The sequence below is a fragment of the Bombella pollinis genome (genome assembly GCF_026385485.1).
Classification (GTDB): domain Bacteria; phylum Pseudomonadota; class Alphaproteobacteria; order Acetobacterales; family Acetobacteraceae; genus Bombella; species Bombella pollinis.
This window is the reverse complement of record NZ_JANIDX010000006.1, coordinates 136,259-155,533: the sequence shown is the minus strand read 5'-3', so window position 1 is coordinate 155,533 and position 19,275 is coordinate 136,259. Positions and strand designations below refer to the sequence as shown.

Below are 19,275 nucleotides of genomic sequence, written 5' to 3'. Positions count from 1 at the left end.
AATAGCGTTCTTCACTGGGCAAGCCCCAACATAACCAAAACGCCACCCAAAAAGACCAGCCAAAAGACAGCACTAGAATCCCGCAACGGGAGAGATGATAAAAGTGCGCGGCCAGATGATTGCACCACGCCTATATGCTGCTGCCCTCGCACGACCAAGCGTTTTATAGGCCATAAACGCAGCGGGGGAGCCTGCATACCTACCGCTAATACGTCCATCCTAATACGCGACTGCCACGTCTTAACATGCCCGCGTGAGAGGCCCCGCCACACCACAAATAATGCCAGCCAGAAAAGAGGGAGGGCTATCATGCTCCCATCCCCACCGGGGAGGCGATAAAACCACGCCCCTCTATGACCTGCTGCACCGGGCATCCATTGCGTCACAAACCCACATAGGGATGGTAAAAGAGCCGCTATGATAAGGCCTATCCCCCATTCCACCCGCTTACATGGTTGAATAGAGGCAGCCTCACGGAGGCTAACCATACCATCCCCTAATGATAAGCCCATCACCATAATGGCTAGAATACACCCTATCACTGCCCAGCCTTCGGTTCCTCCGCTCAAACCCAATGCGGTATGCAACCCCATCCACCCAACAACAAAGCCCGGCAAGGGTGGAGCGGGGATGCTCAAACACACAGCAAATGGCCAAATAGCCGCGATAGTTTGGCAAGTTACATCCAACAGCAAGGCGCAAAATGCTGTTTCTACCCCTATTGATAGGCCTTGCTGGCGGGAGATTTCCATAAGACCTAAAAGCATTAACGGCCGCAGCAAACGGCAAGAGCGTAACAAAACCTCCCAATCGCGCCCTAATTCTACTAAAAGGCCTATCGCTACGAGGGCAACACTCCCACCCAGCCATAATAATGGATGAGCTGATGCGCCCCCATGACCCAACCCTATAAGCAGCACTATCGCTACAACCTGCCCTACCCGGCTCATCTGCGCTTGGCCTGCCGCCCAAAGGCACAAGGCCATCAACCCCAGTCCGCCTAGCCCGGTTGGAGAGAGACCATACCCTAATAACGCAGGTACCCCCCATATAGGGCGAAAAGCCGCCCCGCCGCCAAAAAAGAGCAGGGCTAGAGCCACCAAACACGCCGCAGCCCCCGCATGCCCAACCACCCCCAAAGCGGCAAAGGCCATGAGGAACCCCGCCATATGGCAGCCCCCTTGCCGCCATGTAACAACAGGAACAGACCGCCATAACCCACGGACAAACACGCGCACAGCCCCATCACCACAAAGCAATAGGGCTAATAATGCCAGCAAGCAGAGCAAAAAGGGATCATGAAACGGCATAGACTATTCTACCCCTTCTTCGCCCAACCTTTGGCCTGCTGCTGCCAATAGGTCATGCCGTAACCGGCTTGTTTCAGGCTTTTCCACCGCTGGCGTGCTTGCTGAACCGCTTGCTCATCACGACCATCAAAGAGGTCGAACACACGTTGAAAACCTACCAAATCGCCATCCCACGCCCCGTTGAGCCGAAAGAGGAACGTCCCTTCATTCGGTCGCTCGTCAGACTCTGTAAGCCAGATGGGTTGGCGATGTGCCTGGCCTGTTTTTGCATAACCATGCGGGAGCCACATCAAGGGAGGGACTTTCCACAACACTTCATCCAAGGCCTTAACCTGAGCGGCATCCTCACAGCGCACAACCGCCCGCGCCCCGCTCTCTAAGGTGCGTTCCAACAAAGCAGGTAAGGCTTCCTCCAAAGTGGTGCGGGTAAGGTGGTAGAACCCGACCATCGCACGCTCTGACGGTGCGCTCTCACCCATCCCCTCCGCCTGATGCTCCATAACGCGTCCCTTACCTTATGACGCTGTATCGCTGTAAAGCTGAACAAAGCGGTCCAACAGACGCACCCCAAAGCCGCTCGCCCCCTTAGGGGTTAAGGCTGTTGCTTTTTCAGCCCATGCCGTACCGGCAATATCCAGATGCGCCCAAGGAGTCTCACCGACAAAGCGTTTGAGGAACTCCGCTGCCAAGCTAGAGCTACCCGGCCGGCCACCGATATTCTTCATATCGGCAATGTCGGAATCAATACGCCGGTTATAAGCAGGCCCCATCGGCATACGCCATAAAGCCTCTCCTGTTTCATCCCCTGCTTTCGTTAAAGCCTGAGCAAGCTGGTCATTATTGCTAAATAAGCCGGCAATATCATTCCCCAACGCTACAACGATGGCCCCGGTTAGGGTCGCGAGATTCACCATCAGCGCAGGCTTATAAGTTTGGCGCGTATAAGAGAGGAGGTCTGCTAAAACAAGGCGGCCTTCTGCATCCGTATTCAGCACCTCAATGGTCTGGCCACTATGGCTTTTAACAATATCACCCGGACGTTGCGCCGCACCGGAGAGCATATTCTCCACCAGCCCAACAACCCCAATGGCATTCACTGCGGCCTTACGGCGGGCTAATGCGCTCATCACACCCACAACGGCAGCAGCCCCGCCCATATCCATCTTCATCTCATCCATCCCCGCTGCAGGCTTGATGGAAATACCGCCAGAATCAAATGTCACGCCCTTACCGATAAAAGCCAGCGGTGCCGTCTCTGCTTTAGCGGCCCCCTGATAGCGCATAATCACCGTAAAGGGCGGTTGCTCACTGCCTTGTGCTACACCCAACAAAGCCCCAAAGCCGAGGGCTTCCATCTGTGCGCGGTCCAGCACTTCAATCTCCAAACCAAGGGCGGAGAGCTCCTGAATCCGGTCCTTAAACACGGCCGGCGTTAAACGATTTGCAGGCTCATTAACGAGGTCACGCGTAAGGAACACACTTTCCCCTAAGCCTTCCAGCTCGGCCCAACGTGCCTCAAGCTCCTTTATCGCCCCTGTGGAGGGCACAACGATGTGAAGTACCTTAAGGCTTTGCGGTTTTTGGCTCACTGTTTTGTAACGGTCAAACCGATACCCCCCCAAACGAGCACCTAAAGCAAGCTCCGCAGCAAGAGAGGCTTGCTCTGCCTCGACCAACAAGCTGGCCTTATCCGCTTTAATTTTACTATGGGCTAAAAGACGCAGCGCATTGCCTCCTGCCAACTGCATCGCCTGCGCTGTTGTTTGAGGCTCATCATCACACGGGGCACAACCGATGAGATGGAATTGCGCTATCGAGTCTTCTGGGGCGATGAGGCTAACACTCTCCCCCACCTTCCCCGCAAATGCCCGCAAAGAGGCCGCTCGCGCTAAAGCCCCGCCTAACATCTTATCATAATGCTGAAATAACGCGCCCTTGGTAAACTCTGCCCCATGGCACAATAACAACGCAGAAAGACCGGCTTTATCCTGCCCTTGTCGCTTTGTGGTGAAAGAAATAGTAAACATCATGCCCCTACCTAAATCATTATCTCTCAAAACTGGCCCGCCTGCCCCCTATGAGACTAGGACGAAGACCCTTATTCCCCTCTTATATCAGAGAAGAGGAGAAGTGACGAATGAGCAATAATACGCTACTATCACCCACATGAACGCTTCCTCCGCCCCTGTCCCGCAAGATTATGACCTCTTAAACCTCGCCCTAGAGGTCATTGATGAAGCCGCCGCGATTGTGCGTGATGTCCGCGCGCGTGGGTTTCAGACCGATATAAAAGAGGATTCCTCCCCTGTAACAGAGGCTGATAAAGCCTCCGAGGCGCATATTCTCAAACGGTTGCGGGATGCCTGCCCCACCATCCCCGCTATTGCTGAAGAAGAACATGCCGCAGGCACGCATATCCAGCCGGGCAACAGCTATTGGTTGATAGACCCGCTAGATGGCACGCGCGGATTTGCCGCTGGGGGCCATAATTTTACCATCAATATCGGGTTGATTCGCGACCATCAGCCCGTTCTTGGGGCGGTTGCCCTGCCTGCTCAATATGGGATTTACGGTGGGGGCAGAGGCTTAGGGGCTTTTCAACTTATTGGGGAGCAACGCCACCCCATTAAAACGGCCCCAGTGGGGAAAGAAGGCTTACGCGTTATGGCCTCCTCCCACCATACATCAGAAGACCTATTGCGTAAATGGTCAGATGGCCGTCACATTCATTGCATCACACGGTTAGGCTCTGCGGCAAAAATCATCCATATTGCCGAGGGGAAAGCGGATTTCTATCCCCGGTTTGGCCCTACGATGGAATGGGACACCGCTGCCCCGCACGCGATTTTAGAAGCTGCGGGCGGTCATTTATTGGATGAAACAGGCCAACCCCTCCGTTATGGGAAGAAAGGATGGTTGAACCCACCCTTCTTCTGTACAGGCTATACCCCACATTAATCCCCGCCCTTTCTTACATCTTGGTACCACATATTATGCCTATGCCTCACGCCCCCTCCCACACGACAGAACGGCTCGACCATGATTATGACGGCATCCGCCGTGCTGCCCGCTTGTTACAACAAGGGGGGCTTGTCGCCTTCGGGACGGAGACCGTCTATGGGCTGGGTGGGCTTGCGACCTCCCCTCATACGGTAGAGCGCATCTTCCAAGCCAAGGGCAGGCCAAGCTCTAACCCGCTTATCTGCCATTTTGCCACTGCTGATGCCGCATTTGCAGAGATTGATGAGACAGCCCCTCTTTATGAAATGGCTCGCTCACTCGCCAAAGCCTTCTGGCCCGGCCCGCTAACCCTCATCCTCCCCCGCCATGCAGAAAGCCGCATCTGCCCTGCTGCCACAGCGGGCTTAAAGACTCTGGCCATTCGTGTTCCTAAAGGCCGTGCGGTGGAGGAGCTACTCCAACATGTTGGGCAGCCTATCGCTGCACCCTCTGCCAATCGCTCTGGTAGAGTGAGCCCTTCCCAAGCATCGCATGTTTTGGAAGAGCTGGATGGCCGGATTGATGCTGTTTTGGATACTGGCCCTTGCGCTGTGGGGATAGAAAGCACCGTGCTAGACCTTACCGGCACACAACCCATCCTCCGCCGCCCCGGTGGCATCACCTTAGAAGCTTTAGAGGGCCTTTGTGGCCCAATTAACGTAGCGGACCATATGAGCGCACACAGCCAGCCCAACGCGCCGGGGCAAGCAGCGTCCCATTATGCCCCCTCTTTACCAGTCCGCCTAAATGCAACGCATCTCTCCCCGGGTGAGGCCTTTCTTACCTTTGGCGACTATATAGCCGAGGGAGCCGCCCCAGCTCTTAACGTCAATCTCAGCCTAGAAGGTAATGTGGAAGAAGCCGCTCACCGTCTCTTTGCAGCCTTACGGCAGATAGATCGTTCTGCTGCACGCCATAACCTCACGGCCATCGCTGTAGCTCCCCTGCCGCATGATGGGTTAGGCCGTGCTTTGCAGGATAGGCTTAAACGTGCTGCGGCCCCGCGCCCTGCCTAAAACATGGCCCTACAGCACACTCCACCCCCCCTATTTCGCCATGTTACATCCTTAGCGTTATTGGACCGCTACATCCTCCATCATCTCCTCATGGGGCTTATTGCCCTCACGGGCGGGGCCACAGCTTTAATCTGGCTAACACAATCGCTCCATTTTATCGGTATGGTGGTGCAACATGGGCTTTCCCTACTCGCCTTTTTGCATCTCACCCTCCTAATGGTGCCTTCCTTCATCAGTGTCATTCTCCCCGTCACGACATTTCTTATCACCTTATGGTTCTACCATCGGCTCGCAGGAGACCGGGAACTCACCGTCTTGCAGGCTATGGGCCTCTCCCCCCTCCGCCTCGCCCGGCCGGGACTAATTGGGGCGGGGCTGGCCTGCCTCACCGGGTACGGGCTTAGCCTTTGGGCCGCACCGATCGCTTATCATCACTTCCACCGCTATGAGCTAGAAATCCGCAATCGCGCAGCAGCTTTCTTGCTGGAGGAAGGCGTCTTTACCCCCGTAAGTAAGGGGATGACCGTATATATCCATGAACGCCGCAGCGATGATAGCTTTGACGGCATTATGATTGAGGATGACCGTAACCCCGCTTATCCCGTCACTATTCTCGCTGAAGATGGCCTGACCACACCACAAGGCGACCTTTTACGCTTAGTCCTTCATAATGGGTCTCGCCATACGCTAAACCGCCATACAGGCCAGATCAGCACACTTTATTTCCAGCTCGAAACAGTCGATATTGGGTCTGCTCATCATCAAACCTTTGCCCCTGATGTCGCAGAGCTTCCCCTCTCGGCTCTCTTTTTCCCACAAGGTAATCTCTCCCGCCATAGCCGTAATAAATTGCTCATTGAGGGTTGGACGCGCCTGACAAACCCGCTCGCTTGCCTCTCTTATGCTATGATAGCCCTCCTCTGCGTCTTACAAAGCCGCTTCAGCCGTCATGCGACATTCCTTCGTCCCACGCTCGCTGTCCTCATTGTGATGTTATTGATGATTCTCTCCCTCATCCTAAAACATCTTGCAGAGGGAAATCCTGCTTTTGTGCCTCTTTTATGGGCTGAGGTTCTACTCCCTAGCCTCATGGGCGGGGGAAGCCTCTTATGGGCGAGTATGCGCCATAAAACCCCATCCACCTCCATGGCTAGGTAGGGCATTTTATGGTTCATACTGGCTTTTCCACCACATTAGCCCGTTATGTAGGGCGGGCATTTACCCTCACCACAATACTGACCCTATGCGCCCTCACCGGACTCATTTCCCTCTTTGATTTTATCGACCTCCTCCGCCGCGCCGCGGCCCACCCAGAGGCGGGCATACAACCTGTTCTACACATCGCCGCACTTCACATCCCTTATTACAGCCTCTACATCCTTCCCTTTGCCGTTTTATTGGGCGGGATGATCTGCTTCTCTCGCCTGGCGCGCTCCTCCGAGCTTGTGGTAACCCGTGCCGCTGGCCTCTCCGTATGGCAACTTCTCCTCAGCCCGAGCTTGTGTGCAGCCCTTTTAGGGGCCTTTATGAGTGCTGCTTTGTCGCCCCTATCCTCCGCAAGCTACCGCCATGCTGTCGCATTAGAGGCCCAGTGGCTACAAGGCCCTACCCCCCAGCCACGCACGCTCTTTACCGATTTATGGCTTCGCAGTAGCGATAATATTCCCGGCCTTGGGGGGGATATTATCTTCCATATCGGGACACTCCACCAACAAAATACTGTGTTGATAGCGCAACAGTTGACCATCTTCCGACTAGACCGCGCTATGAATCTTTTAGAACGGATTGAAGCCCCAGAAGGCACTCTCTCCCATGGGTATTGGAACATCCATAACGCGCTTACCCTCTCTAATACGCGCATGCCTCATACACCACATGACCTTACTTTACCGTCTGATTTTACACCAAAAATCCTCAATCGGCGGGCTATCCCTGCCGATACACTCTCACTTTGGGCCCTGCCTCATATCATTAAATTGTTGCATCATTCCGGTTTTTCTACGATACCCTATCAACTCCACTTTCAAGGGCTTTTAGCCCTTCCCATGCTTGCGGTTACTATGGTGCTCGTTGCGGCCGGTTTTTCCATTCGTCCGGCAGGGCGTGGTGGCATTGCGCGGATGCTCGGCATTGGTGTAACAGCAGGCTTTACTTTGTTCGCGGTCTCTAAAATCGCTGAGCAACTGGGAAAATCTGGTGCTTTACCCCCGTTGCCTGCTGCTTGGGCACCAGCAGGTATCGGGTTATGTCTCGCGGCGGCCTTGTTGTTGCATTTGGAGGATGGCTAATGCCACTGTCTGCTGACTTTCCGTTACGCGCTGGGCCATTACAGGCTAAGCCACACCGTGTTGGAAAGCCCTGGTCGCTGCTAAGCCAAGCCCTCGCCGGGAGTGCGCTAGGGGCCTTTTTGCAAATTGTTCCCGCCACAGCCGCTCCTACAACCATCCCCGCGCAGCAGCCCCCACAAGATACACAAAAGACTCCCTCTAACGCGCCAAAACCACCTGCTAATGCTCGCCCTCTCCCCGCAGGTACACCGCCCAACCTATCCTCCAATGGCGGCGTGTCAGACTCTGAGCCTGTTACTTACCTCGCCAACCATGAGAGCTATGATAAAACAGGCCTTCTTGTCTTAGAAGGCAATGTCCGTATTTGGCAGGGTGGCCAAGCTATGCGGGCTGATAAGGTTATTTACGACCGCGCTGCTGGTACAATCACAGCACTTCATCATGTCGCGCTCACCCAACCAGATGGCACAATTGCTTATACAGAGCGGGCCGAGTTCTCCCACGGAATGAAGGATGATGTTAGCACGGCCTCTTATGCCCGTATGAAAAATAATGTCAAAATATCCAGCAGCGGGACGCGGCGTAACAATGGCCGCGTGACAGATTTCTCCAACGCTGTTTATACAGCCTGCCCTGTTTGCGCACAGCATCCCGAGCGAGCACCTTTTTGGTCCATAACGGCGCGTAATGCGACACAAGATAAAGATAATCAAAATCTTGAGTTTAATCATGCGTGGTTACGTATCTTAGGGGTGCCTGTCGCCTATTTCCCCTACTTGCCGATTACTGACCCCAGCTCAAAACGTCATAGTGGGTTTCTTAATTTCTATGCGAAACCCCATGACCATTATCTTGGTACGGTCTTTAGCATCCCTTATTTTTGGGTAATTGATGGCCATCAAGACGCTACTTTTACGCCCCTCGTAGGGACAAAATCCGGACCTCAATTAACAGTTAATTACCGCAATCGCTTCAATAACGGTTATTTAAACCTCACCGGTGCTGTCGCTTACGACTCACTACGTAACCAACCTTTCTATAATGCCTTTGGTGAGCCCAGCTATGGTGGGAAGGAGCATGGTGCCCAAGCCTATATTGCAGGCCGAGGCGAATTTAACCTCTCACCTCATTGGCGCGTTGGGTTTAATGCTAACCGTACAACAGCAGCAAACTATATGCGTGACTATAGTGTGCCGGGATATGGTAGTGATGCGCTCAATACCAATGCCTATTTAGAGGGCTTTGGTGTTGGCTCCTACCTACGCTTAGATACCCAGATTTATCAGGGTCTTAACCAAGGTATTATTAACAATAAGGACCTCCCCTACTCCCTCCCTCGTTTTACATATGACTTCCAAGGTGAGCCAGATGCTTTAGGCGGGCGTCTCACAGTCCATACGACCGATTTTGTCATTCTGCGCGATCGCGGTGCGAATGACCAACGCGGGGAACTTGCCTTCCAATGGGATCGCCCTTGGACCAATAATTGGGGCCAACAATGGGTTTTAACCGCCCGTGTTGATTCTATGGTGTATCATGCCACACGTATGCATGAGCAACCTCTCTATGAGGAATCTGGATCGCATGTAAGTGGGCAAGTCCAACCAACCCTTGCATTAAAGATGAACTGGCCTTTCCTCCGCAGCTTTGCCAAAGGCCATGCCACGCAGATTTTTGAGCCCATCATTCAGCTGATTGCTGCCCCCAACACAGGCAGTGCTCTGCATCGACAACTCCCTAATGAGGATAGCTTCGCTTACGAGTTTACTGATGCGACACTTTTCTCCCTCAATCGTTATATGGGGACGGACAGGCTTGATGGTGGCTTACGCGCCAATGTAGGCCTGCATCAAAATTGGAGCTGGAATGGCCGCTCGGTAGATGTTCTCATTGGGGAAAGCTTCATCCAGCATCCCAACCGTGGGGGGCCGGCTTATATGCGCTATTCCGGCGTTAATCATACATTCTCCGACCCTGTCGGCCGCATTCAGATGACGCCCTCTCGCTTTGTTGATGTCACGGCGCGCGGACGCTTTAACCCTTATAGTAAACATTTTGACTATGGTGAGGGGCTCGTCTCGGCGGGGATACCCATCTTCCGTGTCATGGCAGGCTATGTGTATGAGCCTAGAACCCCTTATTACTATTACTATACCCCTCATACAAACCGCATGGACCAGTCTCGCGTCAACAACCCCTTCCTTGGTAAAGTCAGCGAGCTTACCGGCGGAGTGACTGGGCGGTGGAAAGAATATTCCTTCGCTTATTACACGCGCCGTAGCATTGCCCGTAAGCAATTTGTGGCAAATGGGGGCACAGTTGGGTATTCTAATGAATGTTTCACCCTCAATGTTTACGCCTCACGTCAGAACACCTATATCGGCGGTCGGCGGCCTAACGTAACGGTTGGCTTCAGCGTCACGTTCAATTCTCTTGGTACCTTCGGAAACTAATCTGGTTATGGCTTTTTACTCTCGTCTCTCGCGCATTGCACTATTTTCCCTAACAACATGCACCGCCCTTATGGTCGGAGGGCAGGCAATGGCGAAATCGCATATCCCAGCCGCCACCCCTCATGAACATGGAAAAGCAGCAAATACCCCCGCTACGGAAGACCAGATTATTATCATCGTGAATGGGCAAATCCTCACCCAACGCGATGTTGAAGACCGCGCTCGGCTTTTTGTCATCTCCACCGGTCTGACCCCTAATGCAGAAGTTATGGAGCGTCTACGTGGGCAGCTCATCCAGCAGCTCATTAACGAGCGGCTGAAAATGCAGGAAATCCTCCGCCGACATATCAATGTCGAACCAGAGCAAATTGCCGAAGCCATCCGCACCATCGAGACGCGCAATGGCATGCCAGAAAACGCCCTTCGCAACCGGCTTAAAGCTGATGGCGTATCTCTTACAACCTTAATCGACCAAATCCGCGTCCAAATTGGCTGGATGCAAGTACTGCGTGAGGAGCTCGGGACACGCAGCCGCGTTACACCACTGCAAATCACCCAGCGTGAAGAAGCTCTGCAACGCGAGGCTGGACGTCCGCAATATCTCATCAGCGAGATCTTCGTCCCTGTGAATGACCCTCGCCATGACGCTACAGAGCTGGCCTTTACCCAAACTATCATCAATCAACTGCGTAATGGGGCTCCGTTTGCGATTGTAGCGGCGCAGTTCTCCCAAGACCAATCCGCCCTACAAGGCGGCTCTCGCGGTTGGATGCAGGAAGATAATATCGAGCCAGAAGTCCTCCCTATCGTTCAAAAAATGCCGGAGAATGCTATCTCTAACCCTATTAAAGTACCGGGGGGCTATGAGATTGTGACTGTTCTGGACCGCCGGACGATTGGTAAGCAAATGGGCACAATCCTCAATATGCGGCAGGCCTTCTTCCCCTTCAGCACTCAGCTAGACCCCTCCAACCCCACGGACCAACAAAAACTCGCTTTGCAGAAAGCGATTCATGAATCACAGACCATCAAAACATGCGAGGAGATGGAGGCTCTCAACACCTCATTGGGCAATAGCCGCCCTAGCAATCCGGGTTTACAAGTTGAGGAGCGTCTCGCCCCCCAAATGAAGGCTGTTGTTGATAAAATCGCCACGGGCCATTCATCCCACCCTCTTGTCGCCCCAGATGGCATTGCTTTGCTCATGGTCTGCTCTCGCGAGCAACGCAACCTTGCCCAGCAAACTCCTGGTCAAATTGCGGACCAGTTGATGAATGAGCGTGTTGAGCAAGCCTCCCAGCAGCTCCAACGCGCATTACGCCGGACAGCTATCATCAAAATCCGCCCGGCGGCTAAAACTGTCCTCGCTCCTTGATGGCAGTACCAACCGCGCTCCCTTCCTTACGCGAGAGCATCCGCCATCATGGGTTGGATGCTCTTAAATCGCTAGGGCAACATTTTTTGCTCGACCCGACCCTTTGTATGCGTATTGCGGCTTTGGGGGGTAACCTCGCCAAAACGCATGTTATAGAGGTAGGCCCCGGCCCCGGTGGGCTGACCCGTGCGTTGCTAGACTCCAACGCACAAAGTGTTCATGCTGTAGAGATTGACCGCCGCGCTTGGCCTCTCCTTGAGGAGCTACAGGCCCATTATCCTGAGCAGCTACATATTGTCCGGCAAGATGCCCTAAGGCTAGATGCTACCCAGCTTACCCCCGCACCACGGCAAATTATCGCTAACTTACCCTATAATGTCGCCACACCCCTTTTAGTAAATTGGCTACGCCAAGCCGCGCAATGGTCACGCATGGTCTTGATGTTCCAAAAAGAGGTCGCAGAGCGCATTTGCGCCGCGCCGGGCAGTGCCGCTTATGGGCGGTTAGCCGTACTCGCCCAATGGTGCGCAGAATGTTCCATCGCGCTGACATTGCCGCCGGGGGCCTTCTCCCCTCCGCCAAAGGTTCATTCTGCTGTGGCCCTCATCATCCCCCATGCTGAGCAGCCCGCACCCGCCCTCTTTAAAGCCATGGAGCAAGTAACGGCTGCTGCCTTCGGCCAACGGCGCAAAATGCTACGGGCGGCTCTCAAACCCATCAAAGGGAGCATCTTGCTAGAAGAAGCAGGCATCGACCCAACACGCCGGGCCGAAACCCTCACCATTGCCGAGTTTGACACACTCGCCCGCTGCCATTTACGCCAGCAACAAGGCCCCTCCTAAACCGGAGGGCACGCGCTTAAGCCTCGTCCTTTGCTCGCTGGGCTTGCTCGGCTACAAACATATAATCCCGCGTAAGAGGCACGGCTTCAATATCCCGTGTGATTTGAAGTTGAAAGTTCATATGGCCTTGAATGCGGAAAGCAAGCTCACTGGCGAGCAAATAAAGCTCGAACATCCGCACAAAACGCTCATCATATAAGGCTCGCACCTTGTCCTTATTCGTCTCGAAGCGCACACGCCAATGAGCGAGTGTTTTCGCATAATGCAACCGCCAGACCTCACAATCTGTCAGCCACAAGCCTGTCTGCTCCAACGCGGCAAGCGTCTCGCTTAAAGCGGGAGAATAACCACCGGGGAAGATATATTTCGTAATCCACGGATTGGTCATACCCGGCCCATCCATCCGCCCGATGGAATGAATAACCGCAACACCTTCTGGTCGTAATAACCGCTTGATATGGTTGAAGAAGCTCTCGTACTGCCGTACCCCCACATGCTCGAACATCCCCACGGAGACGATACGATCAAACTGCCTATTCAGCGTCCGATAATCCAGCAGCTCGAAAGAGACCAAGCCCTCTAGCCCTTCCTCTTTCGCCCGTTGCCGCGCTACTTGCAGTTGCTCAACTGAGAGGGTAATGCCCGTTACCTTCACACCGTAATCACGCGCAAGCGTGAGGGCCATCCCACCCCAACCGCAGCCAATATCTAAGACCTCCAGCCCGGCATGATCGAGCTTCAATTTTGCGGCGATATGACGCTTCTTAGCAATTTGTGCGTCATCTAGCGACATATCATCATGCTCAAAATAAGCGCAGGAATATTGCCGGTCTTTATCCAAAAACAGCTCATATAAGCTGCCATTCAAATCATAATGATGCGCCACATTTGTACGAGAGCGTTTTAGCGAATTAAGAGGGCGCAAAACGCGGCTAACATACCGCAATTTACCACTAATATCCTCACTCAATAGCCCGCCACGCTCAATATTCGGCATGAGCGTCCACATCACATCCTCTAGGGAACAACCATCAGGGACAACCGTCCCATTCATATATTCTTCCCCAAAGGCTAGGGCCGGTTTTAAAGCAAGAGCGCGCTCCGCCGCTGATGAGAGGATGCGAATAGCCGACTTACGCCCGGGCTTTTCACCGGGATAATAGCGTTGTGTTCCATCACTGTAAGTGACGGTTAAGCTCCCAAAATAGATGAACCGCTTTAGTAAGGCATCAAGAACCGACTTCATCGCGCTATTCCATCCCAACATGGCTCAAAATAGGTTTATTTTGTAGGGACCTAATGGCCACCTCTAGATGTTAATATTTGCACAATATGGGGAGATAACAAGCCCCCCTTACCATCCCCGCGCACTAAAAAACCCGGCAGAATGAACTCTGCCGGGTTTCTATAAGGTCTCTTAAAAGAGCCGAAAGCCTATTAGCCCTCGTGACCTGTGCCCTCTGCCACTTCACCCTGAGCGGCTTTAGCAGCAGCTTCGGCGGCCTCAGCGGCAGCTTCTTCAGCGGCTTGCTCGGCATGAAGCTCACCAAGGATGTTATCCTCTTCTTCTTCCTGACCGATAACCTCACCGCGTGCCTGACGCTCAGCTTCCTCCTCAGAGCGTGCCACATTAACAGTCACCTGAATGGACACTTCTGGGTGAAGGATAATGCGTGCCTCTACCAGGCCAAGCACCTTAATGGGCTCATCCAACACAACTTGCTGACGGGACACCGTCAAACCAGCTGCTGTAGCAGCGGCTGCAATATCACGCGGGGTAACAGAGCCATAAAGGCTGCCACTATCACCTGCCTGACGGATCAACGTCACGCTCAAGCCGTGCATACGCTCGGAAAGACGCTCGGCCTCCTCACGCTTACGGATGTTCTGAGCTTCCAGCTGAGCGCGCTCTGTCTCAAAACGCGCACGGTTAGCCTCTGTTGCACGCAGAGCCTTACCCTTAGGCAACAGGAAGTTACGCGCATAACCCGGCTTCACATGGACGACATCGCCCATCTGGCCAAGATTTTCCACACGTTGAAGCAGAATCAATGATGTCTGGGACATGTCGCGCTCCTCAGTTTACAACATAGGGGAGCAGAGCGAGGAAGCGGGCGCGCTTAATCGCCTGCGCCAGTTCACGCTGCTTTTTAGCCGACACTGCCGTGATGCGGCTGGGGACAATCTTGCCACGCTCGGAAAGGAAGCGGCTCAGCAAGCGTACATCCTTATAATCGATCTTCGGTGCATTCGCCCCGGAGAACGGGCAGGATTTACGGCGGCGATAGAAAGGACGGCGTGCCCCCACAGCCAAACGGCGTGTCGCAGGGTTAACGGCCTGTGTCGTGTTTGTTTCTGACATGCTCTCTTACTCCGCTTCATCCACGTGATCACGCGCCTCGGAAGACTCGTTCTGACGGCGGCCGCCACGGCCACTCTCATAACGGCCACCGCTGCGGGAACCCCCACGGGCCCCACGCTCACCACCGCGATCATCCTTGCGGGACAGAATCGGAGACGGCGTCTCGTCAATCTCATCCACACGCAGCGTCATCAGGCGGAGAACATCCTCGTTCAGGCCCATTTGACGTGTCAGCTCATTCATCGCCTCGACCGGGGCTTCAATCCCCAGCAGGACGTAATGGCCCTTACGGTTCTTCTTGATACGATAAGCCAGGGTCCGCAGGCCCCAGAACTCGCGCTTGCGGATTGTGCCGCCATGCTCGCCAAGAAGTGTTGAGATGGTCTCGACCAAGGCTTCAACCTGAGCCTGAGAGACATCATTACGTGCAATCAACACGGTCTCATAAAGTGGCATGAAAACTCCCTTCGGATAAGGTCAACCCGGACCAACCCAGTGCTGGCCTGAACACACCACCCCTATAGGGCAATGCCGGGTATAGCCGTTGCGCCGCCATAGCGCACGGCAGGGAAAGCGGCCTTAGACCATAAAAACCGCTTAAAAGCAAGTGACGACTTAATCATCCAAGAAGGAACGTAGCTTACGGCTACGGCTTGGGTGCTTCAACTTACGCAGAGCTTTCGCCTCAATTTGGCGGATACGCTCGCGCGTCACGTTGAACTGCTGGCCGACTTCCTCCAACGTATGGTCGGTGTTCATACCAATACCGAAGCGCATACGCAGCACTCGTTCCTCACGCGGGGTCAAAGATGCCAGAACGCGCGTTGTGGCCTCCCGCAAGTTTGTTTGAATCGCTGCATCTAGCGGGATAACGGCTGTTTTATCCTCAATAAAATCACCGAGATGGCTATCTTCCTCATCCCCAATGGGGGTCTCAAGAGAAATCGGCTCTTTAGCGATCTTGAGGACCTTCCGCACCTTCTCCAGCGGCATGCCAAGCTTCTCGGCTAACTCCTCCGGGGCAGGCTCACGGCCAATCTCATGGAGCATCTGCCGTGATGTCCGCACCAACTTGTTGATCGTCTCAATCATATGGACAGGGATGCGGATGGTCTTGGCTTGGTCAGCAATAGAGCGTGTAATCGCCTGCCGAATCCACCATGTGGCATAGGTGGAGAACTTATAACCACGGCGATATTCAAACTTATCAACCGCCTTCATCAGCCCGATATTGCCTTCCTGAATCAAATCCAAGAACTGCAACCCGCGATTTGTATATTTCTTGGCAATCGAAATCACCAAACGCAGATTAGCCTCAATCATCTCCTTCTTCGCGCGGGTGGAATCACGCTCCCCACGCGAAATGGTCTGATACACAAGGCGGAACTCACCAACAGGCAACCCTGTTTCTTTAGAGAGAGCAGCGACCTCTCCACGCATTTTCTCAAGTGTTGAGAGATGCTTGCCGGTCAGAGTCTTCCATCCCTTACCGGTCAGCTGGCAGATGCTCTCTATCCAATCCGGGGCCAACTCATGATGACGATAATGATTCATAAAATCCTCACGCGGGATTTTACAACTCTCTGCTAAACGCAGCATCCGCCCCTCAACAGTGTTCAGCTTCTGCACATGAGCTTTAAGGGACTGAACTAGCTCCTCAATACGGTTATTATGCAGATGCATCCGCTCCACAAGGGCGACAAGCTCTGTCCGTAGCTTGTTATATTTCTTCTCATCCGTAGCCGAAGCCTCACGCCCCTCCATCAGAGCAGCGAGACGTTGGCTCTGCATCTTGACCAGCTTTTGATATAGCGGCTCAAAAGCCTCAAACATCAACATAATATCTGGGCGCAGCTTCTCCTCTAGCGCAGAGAGAGAGAGGCCGCTGCCCTCACCGCCATTACCCTCGCCTTCGCCATCCTCAGCGTCATCCTCGGAATCATCATCGTCCTCCTCAGAGGCGAGATCCTCCATATCTTCGGGAGATTCGGGGTCGCTTTGGCTGGCCTCAAGGTCAATCACCTCACGCAGAGGCAGCGTTTCATTCTTTAGCTGTTCATACCACCCTAAAATAGATTGGAAGGTCAGCGGGCTGCGGCATAAACCGCCTATCATTTCCCCACGCCCAGCCTCAATGCGCTTGGCAATGGCAATTTCCCCCTCGCGGGAAAGCAGCTCCACAGCTCCCATCTCGCGCAGATACATCCGCACGGGGTCATCGGTACGGCTTGCTGCTACGGCATCAATATTACCGCCCGCATTGTCATCTTCTGCCGAATCTTCAGAGGCAGAGCTGTCGCCTTCCTCGCTATTGCCATCTTCATCCTTATCCGCACTCTCAACGACCTGAATCCCCATCTCGGAGAATGCGGCCATAATGTCCTCAATCTGCTCAGAGGACATCTTATCCTGTGGGAGGACAGCATTAAGTTCATCAAATGTGATGTGCCCGCCAGCGCGCCCTTTAGCAATCAGCTTCTTAACAGCGACAGACTGCACATCAAGCGGAGAGCTATCTTGCTCTGGTGCATTCCGGTCTGATCCAGAGGCTGATTTGATGGCCATGCGTCTCTCCGTCAACTTTACTCGTAAAGCCAGTAATGGGGCAGCATGGAATTGGTTAATCCTGCTCCCCAAGTCAAGGACTGAACACGAGAAACTTACAATTCCTTGTTCTATTCAGCCATTTTTGGGTCTTCTACCATATAAACTGCACTAGGTATCACCCTCTAAGACAGGTTTTTCCCCTCGGCGCAAAGCAAAAAGGACAGCCTGCCGGGCTTTCATAGCCGCAAAACGGGCCCGTTGGGTCGCTTCGTCCGAGTCGGCAGGTGCGCTCAACAAAAACTCCACGGTTTTGCGGACCTCCTCCTCTACATTCTCTTGTAAGGATTTCAGAGTCTCCAAAGCATAAAAATGCCACCATAGCGTCATGGCCATTTGCAAATGGTCTTCACCCTCCTCTACCTTAATCTGCCGGGGCATAGGGCTGTTTTGCAACTGCGTAATAGTCTCTTTTAACCCATGCTCATCCATCCATTGCTGACACGCCTCCGCTGTAAGAGGGCCTGTCCATTCATCCATCCAACTAAGCAAGGCTGTGCGGATATCTGCCAAAGGCGCGGGGAGGGAAAGGGTATTATAATCTTTATCAACCCCCGGTAATATCTCTGGATAGCGTAAAAGAAGGAGTGTTAGCAGGTTTAACCGCTCTTTACTGCCTTCCTCGACCTGCCGCTCCCCTGCTATGGGGACGACAGATGTATACTCCGTACTACGCTGCCCATACCCGCCACGCCCGCCTCTAACGCGGCGATAGCGTGCAAAAAACATCTCGCTAAAGGTGCTACGATATTCACCAGCGAGCAATTTATCAGGGATCATCCGCGCGAGTGCATATAGCTTCTCCCGCAAAGCGGCGCGGCGTTCTGGCGTGGGGTTGCTCTCCTGCGCCGTAAGCAGGCTGAACAATTCCTCCTCCATAGGGCGGGCTTGGGCGAGACGCGCTTCCATCCCCTTTGCGCCCTCGCGCTGGATGAGGGAGTCCGGGTCATCCCCCCCATCTAAGCGGCAAAAGCGCACTGTTCGCCCTATTTTGAGCAACGGTAAGGCCACCTCGCAAGAACGCAAGGCGGCACGTTGGCCTGCACCATCACCATCAAAACAGATGATAGGCCCATCGGTCATCCGCCAGAGGAGTTCCATCTGCTCCTCTCCCAAGGCTGTGCCTAAGGGAGCTACGGCCCCCCCAAAGCCAGCCTGTGCCATCGCGATGACATCCATATAGCCTTCCACCACAACGGCCTTAGCCCCTTTATGAATGGCTTGGCGGGCTTGGTCGATGTTAAAAAGCGTCCGCCTTTTGGAGAAAATATCCGTCTCCGGCCCATTCAGATATTTAGGTTGCCCATCCCCCAGCACACGCCCCCCAAAGGAGATGATGCGCCCCTTCCGGTCCCGAATGGGGAACATCACACGGTTAAAGAATAATTCTCCCTTAGGACGCCCTGCCTCATCCACCCGCATAAGCCCGACCTGCACCAGCGTCTCCGCTGTGATATTCTGCGCGGCTAACGCATTGAGAAGGGACCGCCCATCACCAGACCAGCCAAGGCCAAAACGCTCCAGCGTCTCCGCGCTTAACCCCCGTTTTTGTAGATAATCAAGCCCAGCGCGCCCTTCTGGCTGGTAGAGCCTGCGGCGATAAATGGCTTGTACAGCCTCCATCACATCATAAAGCGTTTGCCTGACGCGGGCTTTTTCCACCTGTTGGGGGTCATCAGCGGGGATGTCCATCCCCGCCTCCCCTGCAAGACGTTCTACCGCCTCACGAAAATTAGCCCCCTCACTTTGCATGACATAAGTTATCGCATCGCCATGTGCGCCACAGCCAAAGCAATGATAATGGTCGTCATAAATATATAGGGATGGCGTTTTCTCACCATGAAAAGGGCAGCATGCCTTCCAGTTCCGCCCAGAGCGGACAAGCTTATTCCGCCGGCTAAAAAGTGACGTAAGGGATGTACGCTGGCGCAGCTCATCCAAAAATGCAGTATCTAAAGCCATAGCACTACTCTGACATCCCCCCCCTTAAAAGGGAAGATACCTCCCGATTCCCCCTTGACGAAA

16 protein-coding genes are annotated in these 19,275 nt (G+C 53.8%); 7 read left to right on the top strand and 9 right to left on the bottom strand.

Translation table 11 applies throughout. From position 1 onward, the window contains the following. Nucleotides 1-11: 11 nt before the first annotated feature. Genes NQF89_RS07390 through NQF89_RS07380 form a run of 3 tightly spaced genes read right to left on the bottom strand, consistent with a single transcriptional unit; the run spans nt 12 to nt 3,337 of the window. Nucleotides 12-1,310 (bottom strand): hypothetical protein, encoded by a 1,299-nt coding sequence (locus NQF89_RS07390; protein WP_155579518.1) that lies wholly within the window; start codon nt 1,308-1,310, stop codon nt 12-14. A gap of 8 nt (nt 1,311-1,318) precedes the next feature. After that, complete coding sequence (locus NQF89_RS07385) at nt 1,319-1,810, bottom strand: DNA polymerase III subunit chi (RefSeq protein ID WP_230880634.1); 492 nt, start codon at nt 1,808-1,810, stop codon at nt 1,319-1,321. Nucleotides 1,811-1,825: 15 nt separating this feature from the next. Further along, nucleotides 1,826-3,337, bottom strand: coding sequence for a leucyl aminopeptidase (locus NQF89_RS07380; protein ID WP_266137896.1), 1,512 nt, complete (start codon nt 3,335-3,337; stop codon nt 1,826-1,828). A gap of 139 nt (nt 3,338-3,476) precedes the next feature. Here NQF89_RS07380 and NQF89_RS07375 point away from each other — a divergent pair, with 139 nt between their 5' ends. The 7 genes from NQF89_RS07375 to rsmA are packed head-to-tail and all read left to right on the top strand — an operon-like array spanning nt 3,477 to nt 12,284. Beyond that, the gene (locus NQF89_RS07375) at nt 3,477-4,268 is read left to right on the top strand and encodes a 3'(2'),5'-bisphosphate nucleotidase CysQ family protein (RefSeq protein ID WP_266137875.1); all 792 of its coding nucleotides are present in this window, start codon (nt 3,477-3,479) and stop codon (nt 4,266-4,268) included. Between the two features lie 35 nt (nt 4,269-4,303). Further along, nucleotides 4,304-5,326 (top strand): L-threonylcarbamoyladenylate synthase, encoded by a 1,023-nt coding sequence (locus tag NQF89_RS07370; RefSeq protein ID WP_266137874.1) that lies wholly within the window; start codon nt 4,304-4,306, stop codon nt 5,324-5,326. Between the two features lie 3 nt (nt 5,327-5,329). After that, nucleotides 5,330-6,484, top strand: coding sequence for an LptF/LptG family permease (locus NQF89_RS07365; protein WP_266137873.1), 1,155 nt, complete (start codon nt 5,330-5,332; stop codon nt 6,482-6,484). A gap of 8 nt (nt 6,485-6,492) precedes the next feature. Further along, a complete protein-coding gene (gene lptG, locus NQF89_RS07360) occupies nt 6,493-7,614 on the top strand; it encodes an LPS export ABC transporter permease LptG (RefSeq protein ID WP_155573598.1) in 1,122 nt (373 codons plus the stop codon). Continuing rightward, nucleotides 7,614-10,067, top strand: coding sequence for an LPS-assembly protein LptD (locus NQF89_RS07355; protein WP_266137872.1), 2,454 nt, complete (start codon nt 7,614-7,616; stop codon nt 10,065-10,067). The genes lptG and NQF89_RS07355 overlap by 1 nt, the downstream gene beginning before the upstream one ends. Nucleotides 10,068-10,074: 7 nt before the next feature. After that, entirely contained in the window at nt 10,075-11,442 is a 1,368-nt protein-coding gene (locus NQF89_RS07350; protein WP_266137871.1) for a peptidylprolyl isomerase, read from the top strand. Further along, complete coding sequence (gene rsmA, locus NQF89_RS07345) at nt 11,442-12,284, top strand: 16S rRNA (adenine(1518)-N(6)/adenine(1519)-N(6))-dimethyltransferase RsmA (RefSeq protein ID WP_266137870.1); 843 nt, start codon at nt 11,442-11,444, stop codon at nt 12,282-12,284. The genes NQF89_RS07350 and rsmA overlap by 1 nt, the downstream gene beginning before the upstream one ends. 16 nt (nt 12,285-12,300) lie before the next feature. Here rsmA and NQF89_RS07340 read toward each other — a convergent pair whose 3' ends face one another. The 6 genes from NQF89_RS07340 to dnaG all read right to left on the bottom strand — a co-directional run bounded on the left by NQF89_RS07340 (nt 12,301) and on the right by dnaG (nt 19,212). Then, on the bottom strand, nt 12,301-13,530 hold the full coding sequence (locus NQF89_RS07340; protein ID WP_155573601.1) for an SAM-dependent methyltransferase: 1,230 nt from the start codon (nt 13,528-13,530) through the stop codon (nt 12,301-12,303). A 191-nt stretch (nt 13,531-13,721) separates the two neighbouring features. Continuing rightward, the gene (gene rplI, locus NQF89_RS07335) at nt 13,722-14,351 is read right to left on the bottom strand and encodes a 50S ribosomal protein L9 (RefSeq protein ID WP_099026785.1); all 630 of its coding nucleotides are present in this window, start codon (nt 14,349-14,351) and stop codon (nt 13,722-13,724) included. Between the two features lie 10 nt (nt 14,352-14,361). Then, a complete protein-coding gene (rpsR, locus tag NQF89_RS07330) occupies nt 14,362-14,646 on the bottom strand; it encodes a 30S ribosomal protein S18 (protein WP_155573602.1) in 285 nt (94 codons plus the stop codon). Nucleotides 14,647-14,652: 6 nt separating this feature from the next. Further along, nucleotides 14,653-15,102: a 30S ribosomal protein S6 gene (gene rpsF, locus NQF89_RS07325; RefSeq protein ID WP_155579526.1), complete on the bottom strand. Its 450-nt coding sequence runs from the start codon at nt 15,100-15,102 to the stop codon at nt 14,653-14,655. A 159-nt stretch (nt 15,103-15,261) separates the two neighbouring features. After that, nucleotides 15,262-17,211, bottom strand: a complete 1,950-nt coding sequence (gene rpoD, locus NQF89_RS07320) for an RNA polymerase sigma factor RpoD (protein WP_266137869.1) — start codon at nt 17,209-17,211, stop codon at nt 15,262-15,264. A 150-nt stretch (nt 17,212-17,361) separates the two neighbouring features. Then, a complete protein-coding gene (gene dnaG, locus NQF89_RS07315) occupies nt 17,362-19,212 on the bottom strand; it encodes a DNA primase (RefSeq protein WP_266137868.1) in 1,851 nt (616 codons plus the stop codon). Nucleotides 19,213-19,275: the final 63 nt, after the last annotated feature.